The organism is Pseudoalteromonas sp. SR41-7 (genome assembly GCF_014163935.1).
Taxonomy (GTDB): Bacteria; Pseudomonadota; Gammaproteobacteria; order Enterobacterales; family Alteromonadaceae; genus Pseudoalteromonas; species Pseudoalteromonas distincta.
The window spans coordinates 41864-58877 of record NZ_JACJEF010000011.1 but is presented as its reverse complement, the minus strand read 5'-3'; the positions used below and the strand labels follow the sequence as shown (position 1 = coordinate 58877).

Sequence of the window (17014 nt, the reverse complement as noted above, 5' to 3'; positions counted from 1 at the left end):
CTAATCAAAACAGTCAGTGGTAGCCTTTATCAAGTTATTGGAAAAGGCAAAAAGCCGAAGTGCAAATGTGAGTGAGCCATTTAACAATTTGGTTAATACTAAATTATGTCATCTTATGCTTCTGGTTTATGCAATTTTTTAGTACAAATATGTCAACTTATACTTCAAACAACACCCAAATGTTGTTTGAAGTGTAAGTTGGCATAAGAAGATATGCTTTTACTGAGCTACAGCATCGTAAGTGAAGTATAACATGGCATAACATTGAAGCAAAAACTGACATAAAGTAGCTAGCAAGTATGTCGACTGATTTTGCTTAAAAAGTATTTTTTGGGGGGATTAAAGGCTTCAATAACCAAGCCGACTTTTAATGAAAAAATAACACCCAGCTTAATTAGCACATTAACTATCAAACCAAAGACAACAGGATTTAATTTGATAGTTAAAGTATATACTGATACGTAAATTATAAGAAGTAACTGAAAGTTCAACACTTAGCTAGACCCTGTAACAGATTTAGTTACAGAGTCGTTGGCTACTACATAAAGTAAAATTTTTCATTATTAGTATTGACCGAAAAAATTAAATAAACTTAGCTAATTTAAGATCGAACTGTGATAAGATTTTTTTTCCTTTTTTATATTCAAGAATATCGCTTTTCGATATAGAAAGCTCTCCTAGAAAGCCATTAAACAAGAGCTCTCTTGGTTGAGTTTTGGCTATAATGATTTGTCCTGCTAATTTGCAATCCATATAAACAAATTGTATCAATTTAAATTCATGCATTGATAGTTTAGCAATCACTTTAGATTTTATTGATTTCTTGGCCCACACTCTCTCAGATTGAACCCATTCATTCTCAAAATTGCTTGCTTCGAACCGTCTCAATATATCCAAGCTTTGTTCAAGAGGTATTGGCATAGCGGATACAGCAGCCGACAAAGCTTTTTCTAATATTTTCATGTAATGCTGTTGTAGTTGAATATCCTCTAAATGACTTATTTTATCTATTGGGTAATTAACTACAACTTCGAGGAAAGGCACAACCTTCATTGCCTGTACCCGCGCCTCTGTACTGCCATCAGTCACATAAACATTAATTCGTGAAAATTTAGAGGTAAACTTAAGTTTGCTCACTTCCCTTTCCCAGAAATTACACAAGCAGCGAGACTTAAAAAGAAATATCTTTTTATCTTCTTGCGAATAATTACCGTCAAGATAAAGTTCTATTTGACTTAACTTTGGCATAAATCTACAGCCCCTTAGCTTTTGGTCGTTGATGATAGTCCATTTTTTCTCCATTAGCTGCGTGTTCATTTGTTAGTTCTTGTTCTCTATCAAGAGCTTTCCCCCTGTTACCCTCAATTCCACCTGGATGTCTATCTCTTACTACGTATGTATCTCCTTCACGTAATTGTGACTCCGCACGCTTTGAGACACCATCTTCGGCCATTCCTGTTCCTACACCTGTTTTTCGGACACTTCCATCAGGGCCAATGATATCGTAGTTATGCTGAGGATCTGAATTCTTCCGTGAATTACCATGATGACCCAACGGACAAACATTATGCACCCACATATTTGTTTTACCAACAAAATATGTGTGGTCAGTATCCACTGAAAAGTTGTACGCATACCGTGGCTCTTGATTAATTTCAATTTGAATAATACTTATGTCATTTTCTTCTTTAGGGCCAGAAATGACTGTACCTTCAGTTATATTTTTAGCCTCTAACCAACCAATATTATCAACATAAAATGGATGCTCGGCAGTAGTGGTTATGAATTCTTCCAAGCCGTTTTCATCTACAACTGTAAATGTAATAGTTTCTTCATGCCAGTCCTTAAAAGTATCAGTGACTTCTCTCCATGAAATTTCACCTGTTTCATCATTTTTGGACAAGACAATATCACCTTTTTTGACTTCAATAATTGTCTTGTAACCATTAATAGTTGAAATCAAAGTATCGGGCGTGAAGCTACAACCTCCAGGTTTAATAGCAGCTTTAGAATCACCTTTTGAGTTTGCCTTAATAACTTTAGCTAAACGCTTCGCTTTTTGTAATGTTTTAGCCGGGTTTACAATCCCTACAGCTGCGTCAGTAACCGCGCTTCCTAAATTCAACGACCCTGTTTCGGCGTAGTTTAATGCAGCTCCGAGAGCGACATCAGCTATAAACTTAATAGCAAAGTTAGCAAATTTACCCGTTGGGTCATTTTTATTTAATGGATCATTACCTACATACGCATACATATTCATCCCATCTTTATATCCAATGGGATCAGTCTGCATAAAACGCCCTAATTCAGGGTGGTAAACCCGTGCTTTGTAGTGATAAAGCTTAGTACCTGGGATTAAGATTTGCCCTGTGTAACGGAAACGCGATGAGCTGGTATTAATCGGCTCTCCAAATGGACCGTATTTATGCGTAACGACAATTGAACCTGAGCCATTCGTTTCACTAATAATTGAACCGCGTTCATCTGCGTGTAAATAGCGCTTGTTGCCTGTACCACTGCCTTCGTACCACACTAGCGGGTCATCTTCGCCTATACCATGAACATAGCGACGTAATAGACTACCGCTGCTGTTGTATTCCGCAACCAGTTCGTTTGCATCGTATAAAAAGGTTGTTTTGACTCTATTTAAAGTAGTGTAATTTAAACGCCCCGTTGCATCATAGCCAAATGCTAAGCTGGTACCTGACTTAGACGAAGACGTTAATCGGTTATGCGCATTATAGTTATAGCTCCAACCATCATAACTTTTTAAGTTGCCGTTATTATCATAGGTTAAACTTTTACCACCAACACTCGTGTATTGGTTTAAATCGTTTGTGGAGTAATCTCGCTCACCAATAGTTGGAATTTGAATCTGGTAATTATTATTACTAACGGTTTTCGATTTCAGTTGATTTGCGTAGTTATAAGCGAAATTAGCGTTATTGATACCCGTATGATTAAATTGGCTTACGCGTCCTTTAGTGTCGTAAACTACAGAGCTAGATCAGTAACCAGTATTAAATCTCGTCCACCTTGCTTAGGATAGATTGCTTTTCAATAAAACGTGCACGAAAGTCTTCGTCAGCAATTTTGCTTTGTGGTTTTACTTCGATAAATTTTTGCGTGCCGTCTGTGTGGGTAAGTAAAAAGTCGGGTGTGTAACGGCAAGTACGGTTATCGAACTCATATTCGTAACCTAATGGTTGTGCTTCAAATGCGACTATTGATGTTGAAAATTCAAAATGGAAACACGCATCAAACTTTAAAGAGGATTCAACTAAACAGGTAGATTTATTTTTTTGACTAGCAAATTTATGGAGGTTTTTAACACGGGAGTGTTTTAGTTTTCTTCTGTACATGTGAGTCAACCATCTAACCATTTGGTTAAATACTAGACTATGCCATCTTTTAGTACAAATATGTCAACTTATACTTCAAACAACACCCAAATGAGGAATTTGGGTGGCAGTCTTACCAGCCACATCTCGGCACACACGTCACAAACTGTGGCTGCTCCCTTCCGGGCCTGACCAGGTTCGCCTGCTAGTGTTGCGAGAGGACCAATAAGACTACCATTGAGGGCCTTGGTTGGCGCGGGAGGGATTATCTCTACTTTTACTGTGTTATTCAAGGGATAATCAAAAAAGAAAGTGCGATTGCATACTTCATATACAATCGCGGCATATTTAGCTGTTTTAGTGCGTATTAATTGCTCTCTAACTGCGCTTTTATATTGCGAAGTGCTGCTTTTACTTTTTTCATGTTTTCTGGGCCCATGCGTAAAAGTTGTTTTTGTGCAGCAGGAAGTTGCTCCCATTCAGAAAATGCATACTGATAAGTAACCGAGTCACGTAGTAACGGCAAGTCACCTTCAGGTTCTGGCGTATCGAGTAATAAATCGATAGCATCTTCCAGCGTTTGATTAAACTCATCATCGCCATAACCAATTTCACTGTATGCATTATTAATAAGTGGCTTGTACTCTTCGTACATACGAACGGCTTGCGCTGCACTCATACTGGTAAATATTTTCACATACGGGGTATAACGCTCGTAGCTGTTAGGGTTAATTGTGAGGATATCCCCTTCATTAACGCTAAATTTCTCTTCTGGCTGTACAACAGGTGTGTGCTTTTTAGCTACCTTACCTTTAGCTAGGTTATCTACAAATACAACACCACGGCGAATTACATCATCGGTTACCATTAGGCTCATTACTGAGTCGCTTAGGTACTCATCCATTTTAGCAACTACAACTGCATCACTTTCGTTAAGTGTTGGTAGTGGCTCCACTTCAGGCTCCGGCTCACTCGGGCTTTGTGCTGGTACTTCAAGCTCGGCTGGTTTTTCTGGCATTACAGATGGCGCGTCTACCACTGGGTCGTTCTCGGGTTTAAGCTCCATCAAAGGTTGCTCTTTAACTACGGGCTCTACCTCAGTGCGTGTTTCTTGCTCGTCACTTGGTGTGAGCAATACGAAGGCGGCCGCACATGCTACGACTATTAAAATAATAACGGCGAAAAGAATATTGTTATTAGGTGGACGTTTTTGAACATCTGATGCTTCTGGTTTATCTGACATACGAACTCCATAAAAATTAAAATGCGATATCACTTAGAGTACGCTAAGTGGATTAAATTCATTCTTACACAAATACTATGACATTTTATAATACGACAATTATAGCAAAGTAAGTTACCTACTAAATTGGGTGATTAAATAATGTAATAAGTATTAGGGCAGTTATCCTTTGATTCTTCTAGCTTAAAGACTTACAGTTAATAAATAAAGTAAAGACGTAGAACAGTTTAACCACCAATATGAAAATCAAGCAAGTTGATCCACAAAAACCTAAAACTGCCTTATTACTTACAGGTGGTGGCGCACGAGCTGCTTATCAAGTCGGTGTGCTAAAAGCGCTAGCTCATAGTATGCCTCGTACTGCTCCATTGCCATTTAGAGTAATAAATGGCACCTCCGCTGGCGCTATTAACTCAGCTGCATTGGCATGTTACGCTTCTTGTGCGCATTTGGCTGTACGAAAGCTCGAATCAGTTTGGAAAAACTTTTCAACCTCTATGGTCTATAAAAGTGACTTTTTAAGCGTGTTTGGTCATATTGCTCGCAATATCTTAACGAGCTTTCAGTCAGAGCATATTAACCACCCACCAGCGAGCTTACTAAATAACCGCCCTCTGCGTAGTTTATTAAACGAGATTTTAGATTTACACCGCATTGAGCGCAATTTACACCGTAATTATTTAGATGCGCTGTCTATTACAGCCTCAAGTTATACAACGGGTGACTCGGTTGCATTTTTTCAATCTAATACGCAAACATCGTGGCAACGTGCTAAACGCGAAGGCCGCGCAACTCGTATTAATGTTGAGCACTTAATGGCATCAAGTGCCATTCCTATGGTGTTTCCAAGTGTAAATATTTATAACCATTACTTTGGTGATGGCTCTATACATCAACTTTCTCCGCTGAGTCCGTCGATTCATTTAGGCGCTGAAAAAATATTTATTATTGGGGTAGACCAACCTAAAGAATTACACCCGCCGGGTTATTCGCCACATTATCCTGGACTCTCTGCTGTTGCGGGGCATTTACTCGACAGTGTATTTACCGACACTATGCAATCGGATTTAGAGCGTTTGGCTCGTGTTAACCGCACATTAGGGCTATTACCCGCTCGTGACAAACATCAAGAACTTAAACAAATAGATACCTTTGTAATTAACCCTTCGCAAAACTTTAATGCTATTGCAGCGCAGTATTACGACGATATGCCTTGGGCTATTAAAGTATTGCTACGTACCATAGGTGTTAAAAAACATTCGCAATCGAGCTTAACCAGTTATCTATTGTTTGAAAAACGCTACACCCAGCATTTAATGCAAATTGGTTATGAAGACGGTATGAAAAAATTACCGGAGATACGCAAGTTTTTAGAACTAGATTAAGCCCTAACAGAAACGTTATTCTATGCCGTCGAGCAGGTAGTGCTCTACCCTCTCAACACGCCTTGGTTTACCTTGTAACACTAAAACGTCATTAGCCAATAAGGTTGTTTGTACTGATGGCGTGTCTATTTCGGCCCCTTCTCTGCGCAGTGCTTTTACCAGTACCCGACGCTTTTCTAAATTTAGATTTTCGATTGTTTTATTAACTGCATAAGCTTTATCAGGCAGAGCAACCACATGTAAGTACTCTAACCGGTCACTTGATGAATCTTCGTTATCTTTAAAATAGCCTGCATAAAAGCTTTGCATTAACGGATAACGATTACGACGCTCTTTACTTACTCTTCGCACAATACGCGTCATCGGTACGCCCGACATAGACAACACATGCGACACGAGCATTAAGCTTGCCTCTAACGACTCAGGTACTACTTCGGTTACACCTAGCTCTTTTAAATAATCTAGCTGGCTATCGTCACGGGTACGAATGAGTATTTTAACATTGGGTGCTATTTGCTTTATGGCATCAATAACAACCTGTGCGTGATCAAACTCTGTAAAAGTAATAATAACCAAGCGAGCTCGCTCTACTCCTGCGCACTTTAAAATATCTTTTTGTTTAACATAGCCAAATATGACAGGCTCACCTGCCGCTTTGCCTTCTTGTACTAAAATTGGGTTACTTTCAATCGCAACATAGTCAATTGCTTCGGGCTTTAAAAAACGCGCTATAGTTTGCCCAACTCGCGAAAAACCACAAATAACAACATGGTCGCTATAAAGCGTACTACTTTGTGGCTCACTCTCGAGCGCCAAACTTGGGCGATCGAGTATGCCTAAACGCTTTAAAATAAATGGCGTTTTATCAATCAAAAATGGGGTAAATGCCATTGAAAGCACACCAAGGGCAATTAAAAATGAAGCTTGCTCTGAATTTAATAATTGATGCTGGCCAGCGAGTGCAATAAGTACAAAGCCAAACTCCCCCATTTGCCACAGCATAATGCCACAGGCGAGTGAATCTTGGTTTCGCTCATGCATTAGCCGCGCGCTAAAGGCTACCACTGCAATTTTTAATACCAGTAAACCCAGCAAGGCGCCAATAATTATTACGATATGTCCTAGTACAAATAAAATATCTAGCTGCATACCTACAGTAACAAAAAATAGCCCCATTAAAATATCGCGAAATGGGCGTATATCGGCCTCTAACTGATGCCTGTAATGGCTCTCACCTAACATCATTCCGGCTAAAAAAGCACCTAGCGCCATAGACAAGCCAAACATATACGTTAAAAAGCCTGCAAACAACGCGACTAATATGGTGGTAAGTACAAATAACTCATCGGTTCGTACTTGCGCTATTTCTTTAAACACAATAGGCAATACCCATTTACCAATTGCCCAAAGAAGCACACATACAAATGCGCCTTTACTTAGGGCAAACGCTAAAGCCCAGCCAATACTTTGAGAGTCACTTGATGCAAATAAAGGAAGTATTATTAATAAAGGAACAACAGCAATATCTTGAAAAAGTAGAACACCAACGGCTAATTGCCCACGGCGCTGATTAAGCTCACCCGTTTCTTTTAATAGCTTAACTACTACAGCGGTTGAAGAAAGCGCCATAATTGTGCCGATGGTAAAACTGGTGAGTAATGAAAAGTTTAAGCAATATAGAATAATAATGAAGAGTAAACTGGTTATACCTACTTGTAATGAGCCCAAACCAAATACTAGGTTGCGCATTGCCATTAGCCGAGAAATAGAAAATTCTAGCCCTAAACTAAATAACAAAAACACAATACCCAGTTCAGCTACAAACTCTATTTCGTGAGATTGTGCAAGCCAGCCAATACCATGACTACCGGCTAAAACCCCCGTTGCTAGGTACGCTAAAATAGGCGGCAAGCCAATGCGCTTAAAAAACCACACAAAAAGAACTGCCGCGACTAATAAGCCAAAAATTTGAGCATTAATACTTTGCAAATGCAGCCTCGCGTTTAAATTAAACTAGTAGCTTGTAAGTAAATATAACAACCATATGTTTTTCATGCAATTTTAAAATATGGCACAAAAATAGCTTGGTTATTGCAAAGTAACACCCTCGGGGGAGAATTTAATGGAAAACGTCCATATTTTGACGCAGCGTGTGTCTGGTCGCGGTGATTTTTTGCCGTTTTCGGCTGAACAATCACCTACAAATGAAATAACTGAAACGCATGAACTCGTCGCAGAGCTACAAACAAGCTTAGTGATCGAGGATGTTCTGGCTATTTACGCTAAATTTGCAAAACAATTGCTCAATTTTTCTGGATTGCAGTTTCAATCAACTTTAGGTACTGCTCAAACATCACAAAGTGATACAAATAGTACACCCTATATTTTTGATTTAGCGATTAATAAAGACCACTTAGGGCAGCTAATTTATTTTAGTAAATTCCCGCTTGGTCACGCCATTGAGAAAAAATTACATACATTACATACTGCGCTGGTTTATCCACTTCGTAATGCGATGATGTATAGCCGCGTACTAAAGCTTGCCACAAAGGATGCGTTAACTGGTTTAAATAATCGTAGTCAATTTAATGACTTTTTACTTCAAAAGCTTGAAAACTGTCGCCGTTATCAACGTCCATTTAGTTTAATGTTGCTTGATTTAGATAACTTTAAACAAGTTAATGACAACTTCGGCCATAAAATTGGTGACGATACACTTAAAGAATTTTCAAAAGTACTGTGTAGTAGTATACGCGGCACTGATTCGGTATTTAGATTTGGTGGTGATGAGTTTGCTTTACTTATTGAAGACCCTGAGTTTACAACTAATAAAGTGATTGCTGAGCGTATAATGTGCTTAGTAAGAAAATCGCCATTAATGTCTAAATACAAAGTAACAACTAGTATTGGTTTTACTTTAGCTAACAGCCAAGATTGCGAAACTGAGATATTTGCTCGAGCCGATAAAGGTTTATACAAAGCAAAGGCATCAGGTAGAAACTGCGCAAAAGCATACTAGCCTTTACTTAACTGCATTAAATAAAAAAGCCTAGCTTCCCCCGCTAGGCTTTGCACTTACCAATTTATAAATAAACAACGCAGCACAGAATCCAAAAAAGAATCCGCTAATTAAATTAAGTAATGCAGTAATAGTAGCAAGCGGTGTAAATAATACTAAAAGCAGTGGCAGGCTCACGCCTGAAATAAAAAATAATCCACCTTTACCTAACCAATAAGCTAATAAAAGTACTGCAGATGCAATCCCACCAGCGACTGCATAACCTAACGTGACTATATTTAACTCAAGTAAAACATTAGCGATAACAGCAATAAGCGCTGTTATTAGCATACCCATTGGCGCTTTTGTTACTAACGATAAGCCAACATGCGGCTGTTTACTCATTTATTTACACTCCCAAAAAATACCATTTTCATCAACATGCTTAGCGCTTATAAAACAACCAACCACTTGAACTAATTCATCATTATAAAAAATAAGTGGCACACTGGCGCGTAGCCACGGCGCTATTTTTGCATCTTTAAACCAATGCTTAACTGTATTACTTCCAGGCTTTTTAAGTGGTTTAATACGTGCGCTATTGCAATTAAAGCGCACTATTACTTGCTCATTTGAGTGTGGAGGTCTTACTCCAAAACCAATGCTTTTAATTAATAAGCGCCCGTCTGCAAGTTTTAGCTGTGAATGATTTAGCTCAATATCTGTTAATACTTCATTTGGTGTTACAAAATACAAATAACCTTGATGACGACGTATTTGCCCATCGAGCAAATCAATACGCATTTGTGCGTCGTTTTTTGCGCACATTGCTTGATTAATAATTTGCTCAAGCTGCTTTTGCGATGGCATGACTTGTGTAAATAATGTAAGCCACGCACGTACTATATTTGCAATACGCGCTGAGCTGTATTCGTTTATTTGGCTAATGCACAGTGCTTGGTGCTCGTTAATACACTTATTTAAATCAAGCTGAGTATATTCATCAAGTAATGTTTGCTGTTGTTGTAGTAGCTCAATACTTCGTGCTGTACATTGTTCAAACCCAGTAAAGCGCTCGGCTAACACAGGTACTATTTTTGAGCGTAAAAAGTTACGGTCAAAACTTTCATCTGTATTTGAGTCATCAGTTATGTGGTTAATACTAAAGCGCGCTGCAAACGCTTCTATATCGCTTCGCTTTACGTTTAACAATGGCCTAAAACATACACGGCCACTTTGCAGCAAACGCGCTTGGTGCATGGCGCCAAGCCCTTTTAAACCCGAGCCACGCTTTAAGCGCAGTAAAAACGTTTCTACTTGGTCGTTTAAATGTTGGCCCAATAAAACAATGCTGCCTTGTGGGCTTAGCTCATCAAGTGCTTTGTAACGTGCATCGCGAGCTTGGGCTTCAAGGCTCGTACGCGACTGCTGCTCAATTACAACTTTTGCGGCTTTAAAAGGCACATCAAGCTCAATACATACGTTTTTGCAAAAGCGTTGCCAGTCATCGGCATACTGGCTCAAGCCATGGTGAACATAAATAGCCGATACATCAATTGCAGGGTTATCGGCTCTTAAAGTACGCATTAAATGCAGCAACACCACAGAATCAACACCACCAGAAAGCGCCACTGTAAAAACAGTGTTACCTTGCTCAATATAGCTATTTAGTGATTTTTTTAATTGCTGATAAATTGCTGTTGTATGCATATGGCCGCACTTTTATATAAAAACTCTGAACATTTTAAAGCAAAAAAGCCGCATAAGCGGCTTTTTTTAACAATTAATGTGTTTAGCAATAACCAAACGACATTAAACGTTTGTAACGTTGATCAAGCATTTCTTCAAGCGTAAGCGCTTGCAAGTCTGCTAGGTCACGCTTAAGGCGTACTTTTAAGTTACGTGCCATAGCATCGTAATTACGATGTGCACCACCTAGAGGCTCATCAACTAAGTTGTTGATTAAGTCTAGCTCTTTAACGCGCTCTGCGGTTACACCCATTGCTTCTGCTGCAAGCGGTGCTTTGTCAGCGCTTTTCCAAAGAATAGACGCACAACCTTCAGGCGAAATTACAGAATAAGTGCTGTATTGCAACATGTTAACTCTGTCGCCAACACCAATTGCTAATGCACCACCTGAACCGCCTTCACCAATAACCGTACATATTGTCGGCACTTTAAGTGACGCCATTACTTTTAAGTTACGTGCGATTGCTTCAGATTGACCACGTTCTTCAGCGCCAACACCTGGGTATGCACCTGGTGTGTCAATAAAGGTCATGATTGGCATTTTAAAACGCTCAGCCATTTCCATTAAGCGTAATGCTTTACGGTAACCTTCTGGCTTTGGCATACCAAAGTTGCGTTTAATTTTTTCAGCAGTATCACGACCTTTTTGTTGGCCAATAACCATTACCGGTTCACCATCTAAACGCGCAATGCCACCTAAAATAGCTGGATCGTTAGCAAAAGTACGATCGCCAGCAAACTCGTCAAATTCCGTGAAAATGCGCTCGATATAATCTCGAGTGTAAGGACGCAACGGATGACGTGCTAACTGTGATACTTGCCAAGCGCCTAAATTAGAAAAAATCTCCTGTTTTTGTTTGGCACTTTTTTCTTTTAATTTGCTGACTTCCTCTTCTAACTCAAGGTCTAATTCGCCAGCGCGGCTGATACTTTGTAATTCTTCAATTTTTGCTTCTAATTCTGCAATTGGAAGCTCAAAATCAAGATAATTGAGGCTCATGCTCTAAACTACCTAATTAGTTAAATTCTAGTTCTACATCTTGCGCAGCCATTAGTGATAACTTATGGATTAAGTCGTCACTTGGCGTAACACACCATTCGATCCCAAGAGTTAATTGCGCCAACGCATCTGGACGTTGGTAATAAACCTTGATCGGACACGTTCCCATTTTATAGGGTTCGAGTACTTTTTGTAATTTATCGAAGAAACCTGCCTCGATTTGCACCATGTTCAGCGTCATTTTAATCGCTTTAATACGCTTTTCACGCGCTTGAGCAATGGTGTTTATTTCTCTGGCGGTCATTGTAATACCACCGGAGAAGTTATCAAAGCTGACCTGTCCAGATATTACCAAGATATTGTTAACTTGGAGCATATCTTGGTACTTTTCAAACTCGTCTGAATACAAGCGTACATCAATCCGTGCACTCTTGTCATCTAAAGTTACTAAGGCCCAACGATTTCCTTTTTTATTAATTAATACTCTAGAAGCAATAACTAAACCAGCTGCCGTTGCAAACACATCACGATTAGTTGGCTGTAAATCAACTATTTTTCCGCTAGTGTAATGCCTAAGCTCACGGCGGTACTGATTTATTGGATGCCCAGTTAAATAAAGGCCTAGCGTCTCTTTTTCGCCATCTAACCACTCGTTATCAGTAAGCCCTGTGGCTTTAATAAAAGCTTGTTCAACTTCATCAGGCTCAGTGGCTAATAAACCAAATAAGTCACTTTGTCCTAATTGCTCAGCTTTGTTGTGTTGATCGGCCGCACGCATAGCATCTTTTAAACTAGCTAGTAATGTAGCACGCCCAGATTGGGTTTTCTCTGGTCCTAATTGATCCAAAGCACCCGCGTAAATTAATTTTTCGGTAACACGTTTATTTAAGCGTTTTAAATCAACACGGGCACAAAAATCAAATAAATCTTTAAATGGGCCGCCTTTTGCACGCGCTTCTAGGATTGCATCAACCGGTGCTTCACCCACGCCTTTTATCGCGCCAATGCCGTAAACAATTTCACCTTCAAGGTTTACTGTAAACTTAAACTCACCTGCATTTACGTCTGGTGGTAATAAGGTGAGCTTCATGTTTTCACATTCATCCACCAAAATAACTATTTTGTCGGTGTTATCCATATCGGCCGACATTACCGCAGCCATAAACTCTGCAGGATGGTGCGTTTTCATCCACAATGTTTGATACGATACGAGTGCGTAAGCTGCTGAGTGAGATTTGTTAAAACCGTAACCTGCGAACTTTTCTACCAAGTCGAAGATTTTTATCGCAAGCTCGCCGTCAATGCCGTTATTTCTTGCGCCATCTTCAAATGTTGAACGCTGCTTTGCCATTTCTTCGGGTTTTTTCTTACCCATTGCACGACGCAGCATGTCGGCGCCACCTAGCGTGTAACCTGCTAGTACTTGCGCAATTTGCATTACTTGTTCTTGATACAAAATAATGCCGTAGGTTGGATCAAGTATTGGTTTTAAGCTTTCGTGCTGATACTGCGCATCTGGGTATGAGATTTCTTCTCGGCCCAGTTTTCGGTCAATAAAGTTATCTACCATGCCTGATTGCAGTGGACCTGGTCGGAACAAGGCCACAAGTGCAATCATATCTTCAAAGCAGTCGGGCTTAAGGCGGCGTACTAAGTCTTTCATACCACGCGACTCTAGCTGGAATACAGCGGTCGTTTCGGCGCGAAGTAACAACTCAATACTTTTTTTATCATCCAGTGGAATGGTGTTTATATCAACGGGGTCTTTACCTTGGCGTTTCATGCGCACATTGGTCATATCGACCGCCCACTGCAATATAGTCAGTGTACGTAAACCCAAGAAATCGAACTTAACTAAGCCGGCTGTTTCTACATCGTTTTTATCAAACTGTGTTACAGGAAACTTACCTTCGTCATCGCAATAAAGTGCAGCGAAATCGGTAATAGTGGTTGGCGATATTACTACGCCACCCGCATGTTTACCGGCATTACGTGTACACCCTTCAAGGATGCGACACATGTCGATTAAGTCTTTTACCTCATTGTCGCCATCGTAGGCTTCTTGCAAGCGCGGTTCTACATCAAACGCTTTGGCAAGTGTCATACCGGGGTCACCCGGAATCAATTTTGAAATTCGATCAACAAACCCGTAAGGATGGCCAAGCACTCGCCCTACATCGCGTATTACCGCTTTTGCAGCCATGGTACCAAAGGTAATAATTTGCGAAACCGCATCCCGACCATACAAAGCCGACACGTGATCAATTACTTCGTCTCGTCTATCCATACAAAAATCGACGTCGAAATCGGGCATTGATACACGTTCAGGGTTTAAGAATCGCTCAAAGAGTAAGTCAAACTCAAGTGGATCAAGGTCGGTAATTTTAAGCGCGTACGCAACTAACGAACCCGCACCTGAACCACGACCAGGTCCAACTGGAATATTATTATCTTTACTCCACTGAATAAACTCCATTACGATTAAGAAGTAACCTGGGAATCCCATTTGGTTGATTACACCGAGCTCAATTGCAAGACGCTCATCGTATTCAACACGTTTTACTTTTCTATCTTCTTCGTCGGGGAATAAAAACTGTAGTCGTTCTTCAAGGCCGTCTTGTGACACTTTAACTAAAAAGTCTTCAATTTTAAGCGAGCCGGTTGGGTAATCAGGTAAAAAGTAAGTACCTAATTGCACAGTTACATTACAACGCTTAGCGATTTCTACGGTATTTTGTAGGGCTTCTGGAATATCGCTAAACAACTCAGCCATTTGCTCAGGTGTTTTTAGATATTGTTCTTCAGAGAACCGTTTAGGGCGGCGCTTATCATCGAGCGTGTAACCGTCAAAAATAGCAACACGAATTTCGTGCGCTTCAAAGTTTTCTGGCTTTAAAAACACCACTTCGTTGGTGGCTACAACCGGTATTTGCTCTTTAGCAGCAAGCTCTACCGCCATGTGCAAGTAATCTTCTTCAAGCGGTCGATTGGTGCGAACAAGCTCTAGGTAGTAGTTATCGCTAAAATGCTGCTTATAAAAACTAACAACCGATTCAATTACAGTCGAATTATTTTTTAATAATGCTTTACCTAAGTCACCGTCTTTAGCGCCTGAGAGAATAATTAAGCCTGCTTTTAGCTCAACTAACCACTCGCGGTCAATCACAGGGCGATGAAATACATGCCCACGCTGATAAGCTTTAGATATCAGCAAGGTAATATTTTTATAGCCGTCGTTGTCTTTGGCTAATATAGTTAAGCGGCTTGGCTCATCAGGAAACTCTGGGCTACGAACCCAAAAGTCAGCACCCACTATAGGTTTAATACCCGCATTATGCGTGGCGCCATAAAAACGCACTAAACCACAAAAGTTCATTTGATCAGTAATTGCAATGGCTGGCATTTGCAGCTCTTGCGCTTTTGCGACTATTGGCTTTGTTTTAGCAAGGCCATCAACCATCGAAAAGTCTGAATGAACTCTTAAATGAACAAAATCAGGAGCAGCCATGCTTAGCCCTCACCATTGGCTTGCGCCAAAACGCGCTGCACAGGTTTAAAGCTTTTACGATGCTCGTCAATTGCACCGTACTGTTCAAGCGCTGCAAAATGCGCTTTAGTGGGATACCCTTTGTGCCCTGCAAAACCATATTCTGGGTGGAGTTTATCAAGTTCAAGCATTTCGTCATCGCGTGCTACTTTAGCTAAAATAGACGCCGCTGAAATTTCGGCCACTAAGCTATCACCTTTAACAACAGCTTGTGCTGGCATAGTGAGTTTTGGCAATCGATTACCATCTATAAATACAAATTCAGGTTGTGTGCTTAATGCTTCTACTGCGCGAGTCATGGCAAGCATCGTTGCGTGCAGAATATTTAACTCATCAATTTCTGTTGGACTGCAGCGTCCATACGCGTAGCACAATGCTTTTTCTTTTATTTCAACTGCAAGTGCTTGGCGTTTTTTATCCGTTAATTTTTTAGAATCTGCTAAGCCTGCTATTGGTTTAGTGAGATCTAAAATGACGGCGGCAGTAACTACATCACCAACAAGTGGGCCGCGCCCTACTTCATCTACACCAGCAATTAAGGATACATTGGGTCTATCAATCTGCATTTATTAACTCCGCCACAGCATTGGCTGCTTGTTCACTGGCATTTAATCTGATTTTTTCGTGAATAGCTAAAAAGCGTGCTTTTAGCTCTTTGTTATCTGTGTTGAGCATAGGGGTAAGTGCGTTTGTTAAGTTAGTCACATTACACTCGGTTTGTAAAAACTCAGGCACTAGCTCTTCGTCGGCTAATAAATTAGGCAGCGAAAAGTACTTAATATTAAACGTAAATAAAGTTTTAAAAATCCAATAGCTCAAAGGCTTTATTTTATAGCCCACAACCATTGGTTTTTTATAAAGCATACCTTCAAGTGTTGCTGTGCCCGAGGCTAATAAAATAGCATCAGCAGCTTGCATCGCTAATTTTGATTGCCCATCAAGCAGGTTAACATTAAGGTTTGGTGCGGTAGCGTTTAATATATCACTAAACTGCGCTTTGCGTTTTTCGTTAACCAACGGCACCACAATTTTAAGATTGGGGTTTTTAGCTTGCAGCTCAGCAGCTGTTTTAATGTAAGTCTCGCTTAGCAAACCAACTTCAGAGCCTCGACTACCAGGTAGCAGCGCCAGTACTTTGTCATCAAGGCTTAAGCCGAGTTCTTCTCGTGCTTTAGTATCGTCGTGCTCAAGTGCTATGTCGTTTGCCAAGGTATGCCCCACAAATGTACATGGCACTTGGTGCTTATCGTAGAACTCTTTTTCAAATGGTAATAATGCTAACACTAAGTTAGTGGCTGCACTTATTGTATGAATGCGCTTTTCGCGCCACGCCCAAACAGACGGACTTACATACTGTACGGTTTTAATACCCGCATCTTTAAGTGGCTTTTCTACACGTAAGTTAAAATCCGGTGCATCAATACCTATAAATACATCAGGTGGGTTATCTACAAAATGCTGCACGAGTTGTTTACGTATTTTAAGCAAACGTGGTAAACGCCCTAGCACCTCAACAAGCCCCATAACCGAAAGCTCATCCATGTCGTAAAGTGTTTTACAGCCCTGCGCTTGCATTTTAGGTCCTGCTATTCCTTCAAAAATAGCGTCCGGAAAGTGTTTTTTAAGGGCTTTAATTAAGCCTTCACCTAAAATATCGCCCGACAGTTCACCTGCCACAATACCAATACGTAGTTGTTTTTTATCTTTATTCATTTGATTTTATTTCACAAGTAAACCAGGCGTTCATGCTT

General features: G+C 40.2%; 13 protein-coding genes and 1 other RNA gene. 2 read left to right on the top strand and 12 right to left on the bottom strand.

All coding sequences use genetic code 11. The annotated features are described in order from the left end of the window. Window positions 1–582: 582 nt before the first annotated feature. From H5092_RS14795 to H5092_RS14775, 5 genes are all read right to left on the bottom strand, one after another. Window positions 583–1248 carry a hypothetical protein gene (locus tag H5092_RS14795; protein WP_182733807.1) on the bottom strand — a complete coding sequence of 222 codons (666 nt, stop codon included), beginning with the start codon at window positions 1246–1248 and terminating at the stop codon, window positions 583–585. A gap of 4 nt (window positions 1249–1252) precedes the next feature. Then, on the bottom strand, window positions 1253–2533 hold the full coding sequence (locus H5092_RS14790) for a polymorphic toxin-type HINT domain-containing protein (protein ID WP_182733806.1): 1281 nt from the start codon (window positions 2531–2533) through the stop codon (window positions 1253–1255). Window positions 2534–3020: 487 nt separating this feature from the next. Continuing rightward, window positions 3021–3362 carry a Tn7 transposase TnsA N-terminal domain-containing protein gene (locus tag H5092_RS14785; RefSeq protein ID WP_259398393.1) on the bottom strand — a complete coding sequence of 114 codons (342 nt, stop codon included), beginning with the start codon at window positions 3360–3362 and terminating at the stop codon, window positions 3021–3023. Between the two features lie 110 nt (window positions 3363–3472). Then, window positions 3473–3569: signal recognition particle sRNA small type (gene ffs / locus H5092_RS14780), an RNA gene on the bottom strand. 139 nt (window positions 3570–3708) lie between these two features. Further along, complete coding sequence (locus tag H5092_RS14775; protein WP_182733805.1) at window positions 3709–4584, bottom strand: DUF3014 domain-containing protein; 876 nt, start codon at window positions 4582–4584, stop codon at window positions 3709–3711. 239 nt (window positions 4585–4823) lie between these two features. Here H5092_RS14775 and H5092_RS14770 point away from each other — a divergent pair, with 239 nt between their 5' ends. After that, complete coding sequence (locus H5092_RS14770) at window positions 4824–5969, top strand: patatin-like phospholipase family protein (RefSeq protein ID WP_002958292.1); 1146 nt, start codon at window positions 4824–4826, stop codon at window positions 5967–5969. Window positions 5970–5984: 15 nt separating this feature from the next. Here H5092_RS14770 and H5092_RS14765 read toward each other — a convergent pair whose 3' ends face one another. After that, entirely contained in the window at window positions 5985–7958 is a 1974-nt protein-coding gene (locus tag H5092_RS14765; RefSeq protein ID WP_182733804.1) for a monovalent cation:proton antiporter-2 (CPA2) family protein, read from the bottom strand. 133 nt (window positions 7959–8091) lie between these two features. Here H5092_RS14765 and H5092_RS14760 point away from each other — a divergent pair, with 133 nt between their 5' ends. Next, on the top strand, window positions 8092–8988 hold the full coding sequence (locus H5092_RS14760) for a GGDEF domain-containing protein (protein WP_182672024.1): 897 nt from the start codon (window positions 8092–8094) through the stop codon (window positions 8986–8988). Window positions 8989–9018: 30 nt separating this feature from the next. Here the strand turns inward: H5092_RS14760 and H5092_RS14755 are convergent, their stop codons facing one another. The 6 genes from H5092_RS14755 to lpxB form a co-directional block, all read right to left on the bottom strand. Continuing rightward, the gene (locus tag H5092_RS14755; RefSeq protein ID WP_182195842.1) at window positions 9019–9372 is read right to left on the bottom strand and encodes a hypothetical protein; all 354 of its coding nucleotides are present in this window, start codon (window positions 9370–9372) and stop codon (window positions 9019–9021) included. Beyond that, window positions 9373–10677: a tRNA lysidine(34) synthetase TilS gene (gene tilS, locus H5092_RS14750; protein WP_182733803.1), complete on the bottom strand. Its 1305-nt coding sequence runs from the start codon at window positions 10675–10677 to the stop codon at window positions 9373–9375. A gap of 82 nt (window positions 10678–10759) precedes the next feature. Continuing rightward, window positions 10760–11716, bottom strand: coding sequence for an acetyl-CoA carboxylase carboxyl transferase subunit alpha (gene accA / locus H5092_RS14745; RefSeq protein WP_002958297.1), 957 nt, complete (start codon window positions 11714–11716; stop codon window positions 10760–10762). Between the two features lie 16 nt (window positions 11717–11732). After that, entirely contained in the window at window positions 11733–15224 is a 3492-nt protein-coding gene (gene dnaE / locus H5092_RS14740) for a DNA polymerase III subunit alpha (protein ID WP_182733802.1), read from the bottom strand. Window positions 15225–15226: 2 nt separating this feature from the next. Further along, window positions 15227–15829, bottom strand: coding sequence for a ribonuclease HII (gene rnhB, locus H5092_RS14735; protein ID WP_182733801.1), 603 nt, complete (start codon window positions 15827–15829; stop codon window positions 15227–15229). Then, on the bottom strand, window positions 15819–16976 hold the full coding sequence (gene lpxB / locus H5092_RS14730) for a lipid-A-disaccharide synthase (protein ID WP_182733800.1): 1158 nt from the start codon (window positions 16974–16976) through the stop codon (window positions 15819–15821). Before lpxB ends, rnhB begins: the two co-directional genes overlap by 11 nt. Window positions 16977–17014 lie beyond the last annotated feature (38 nt).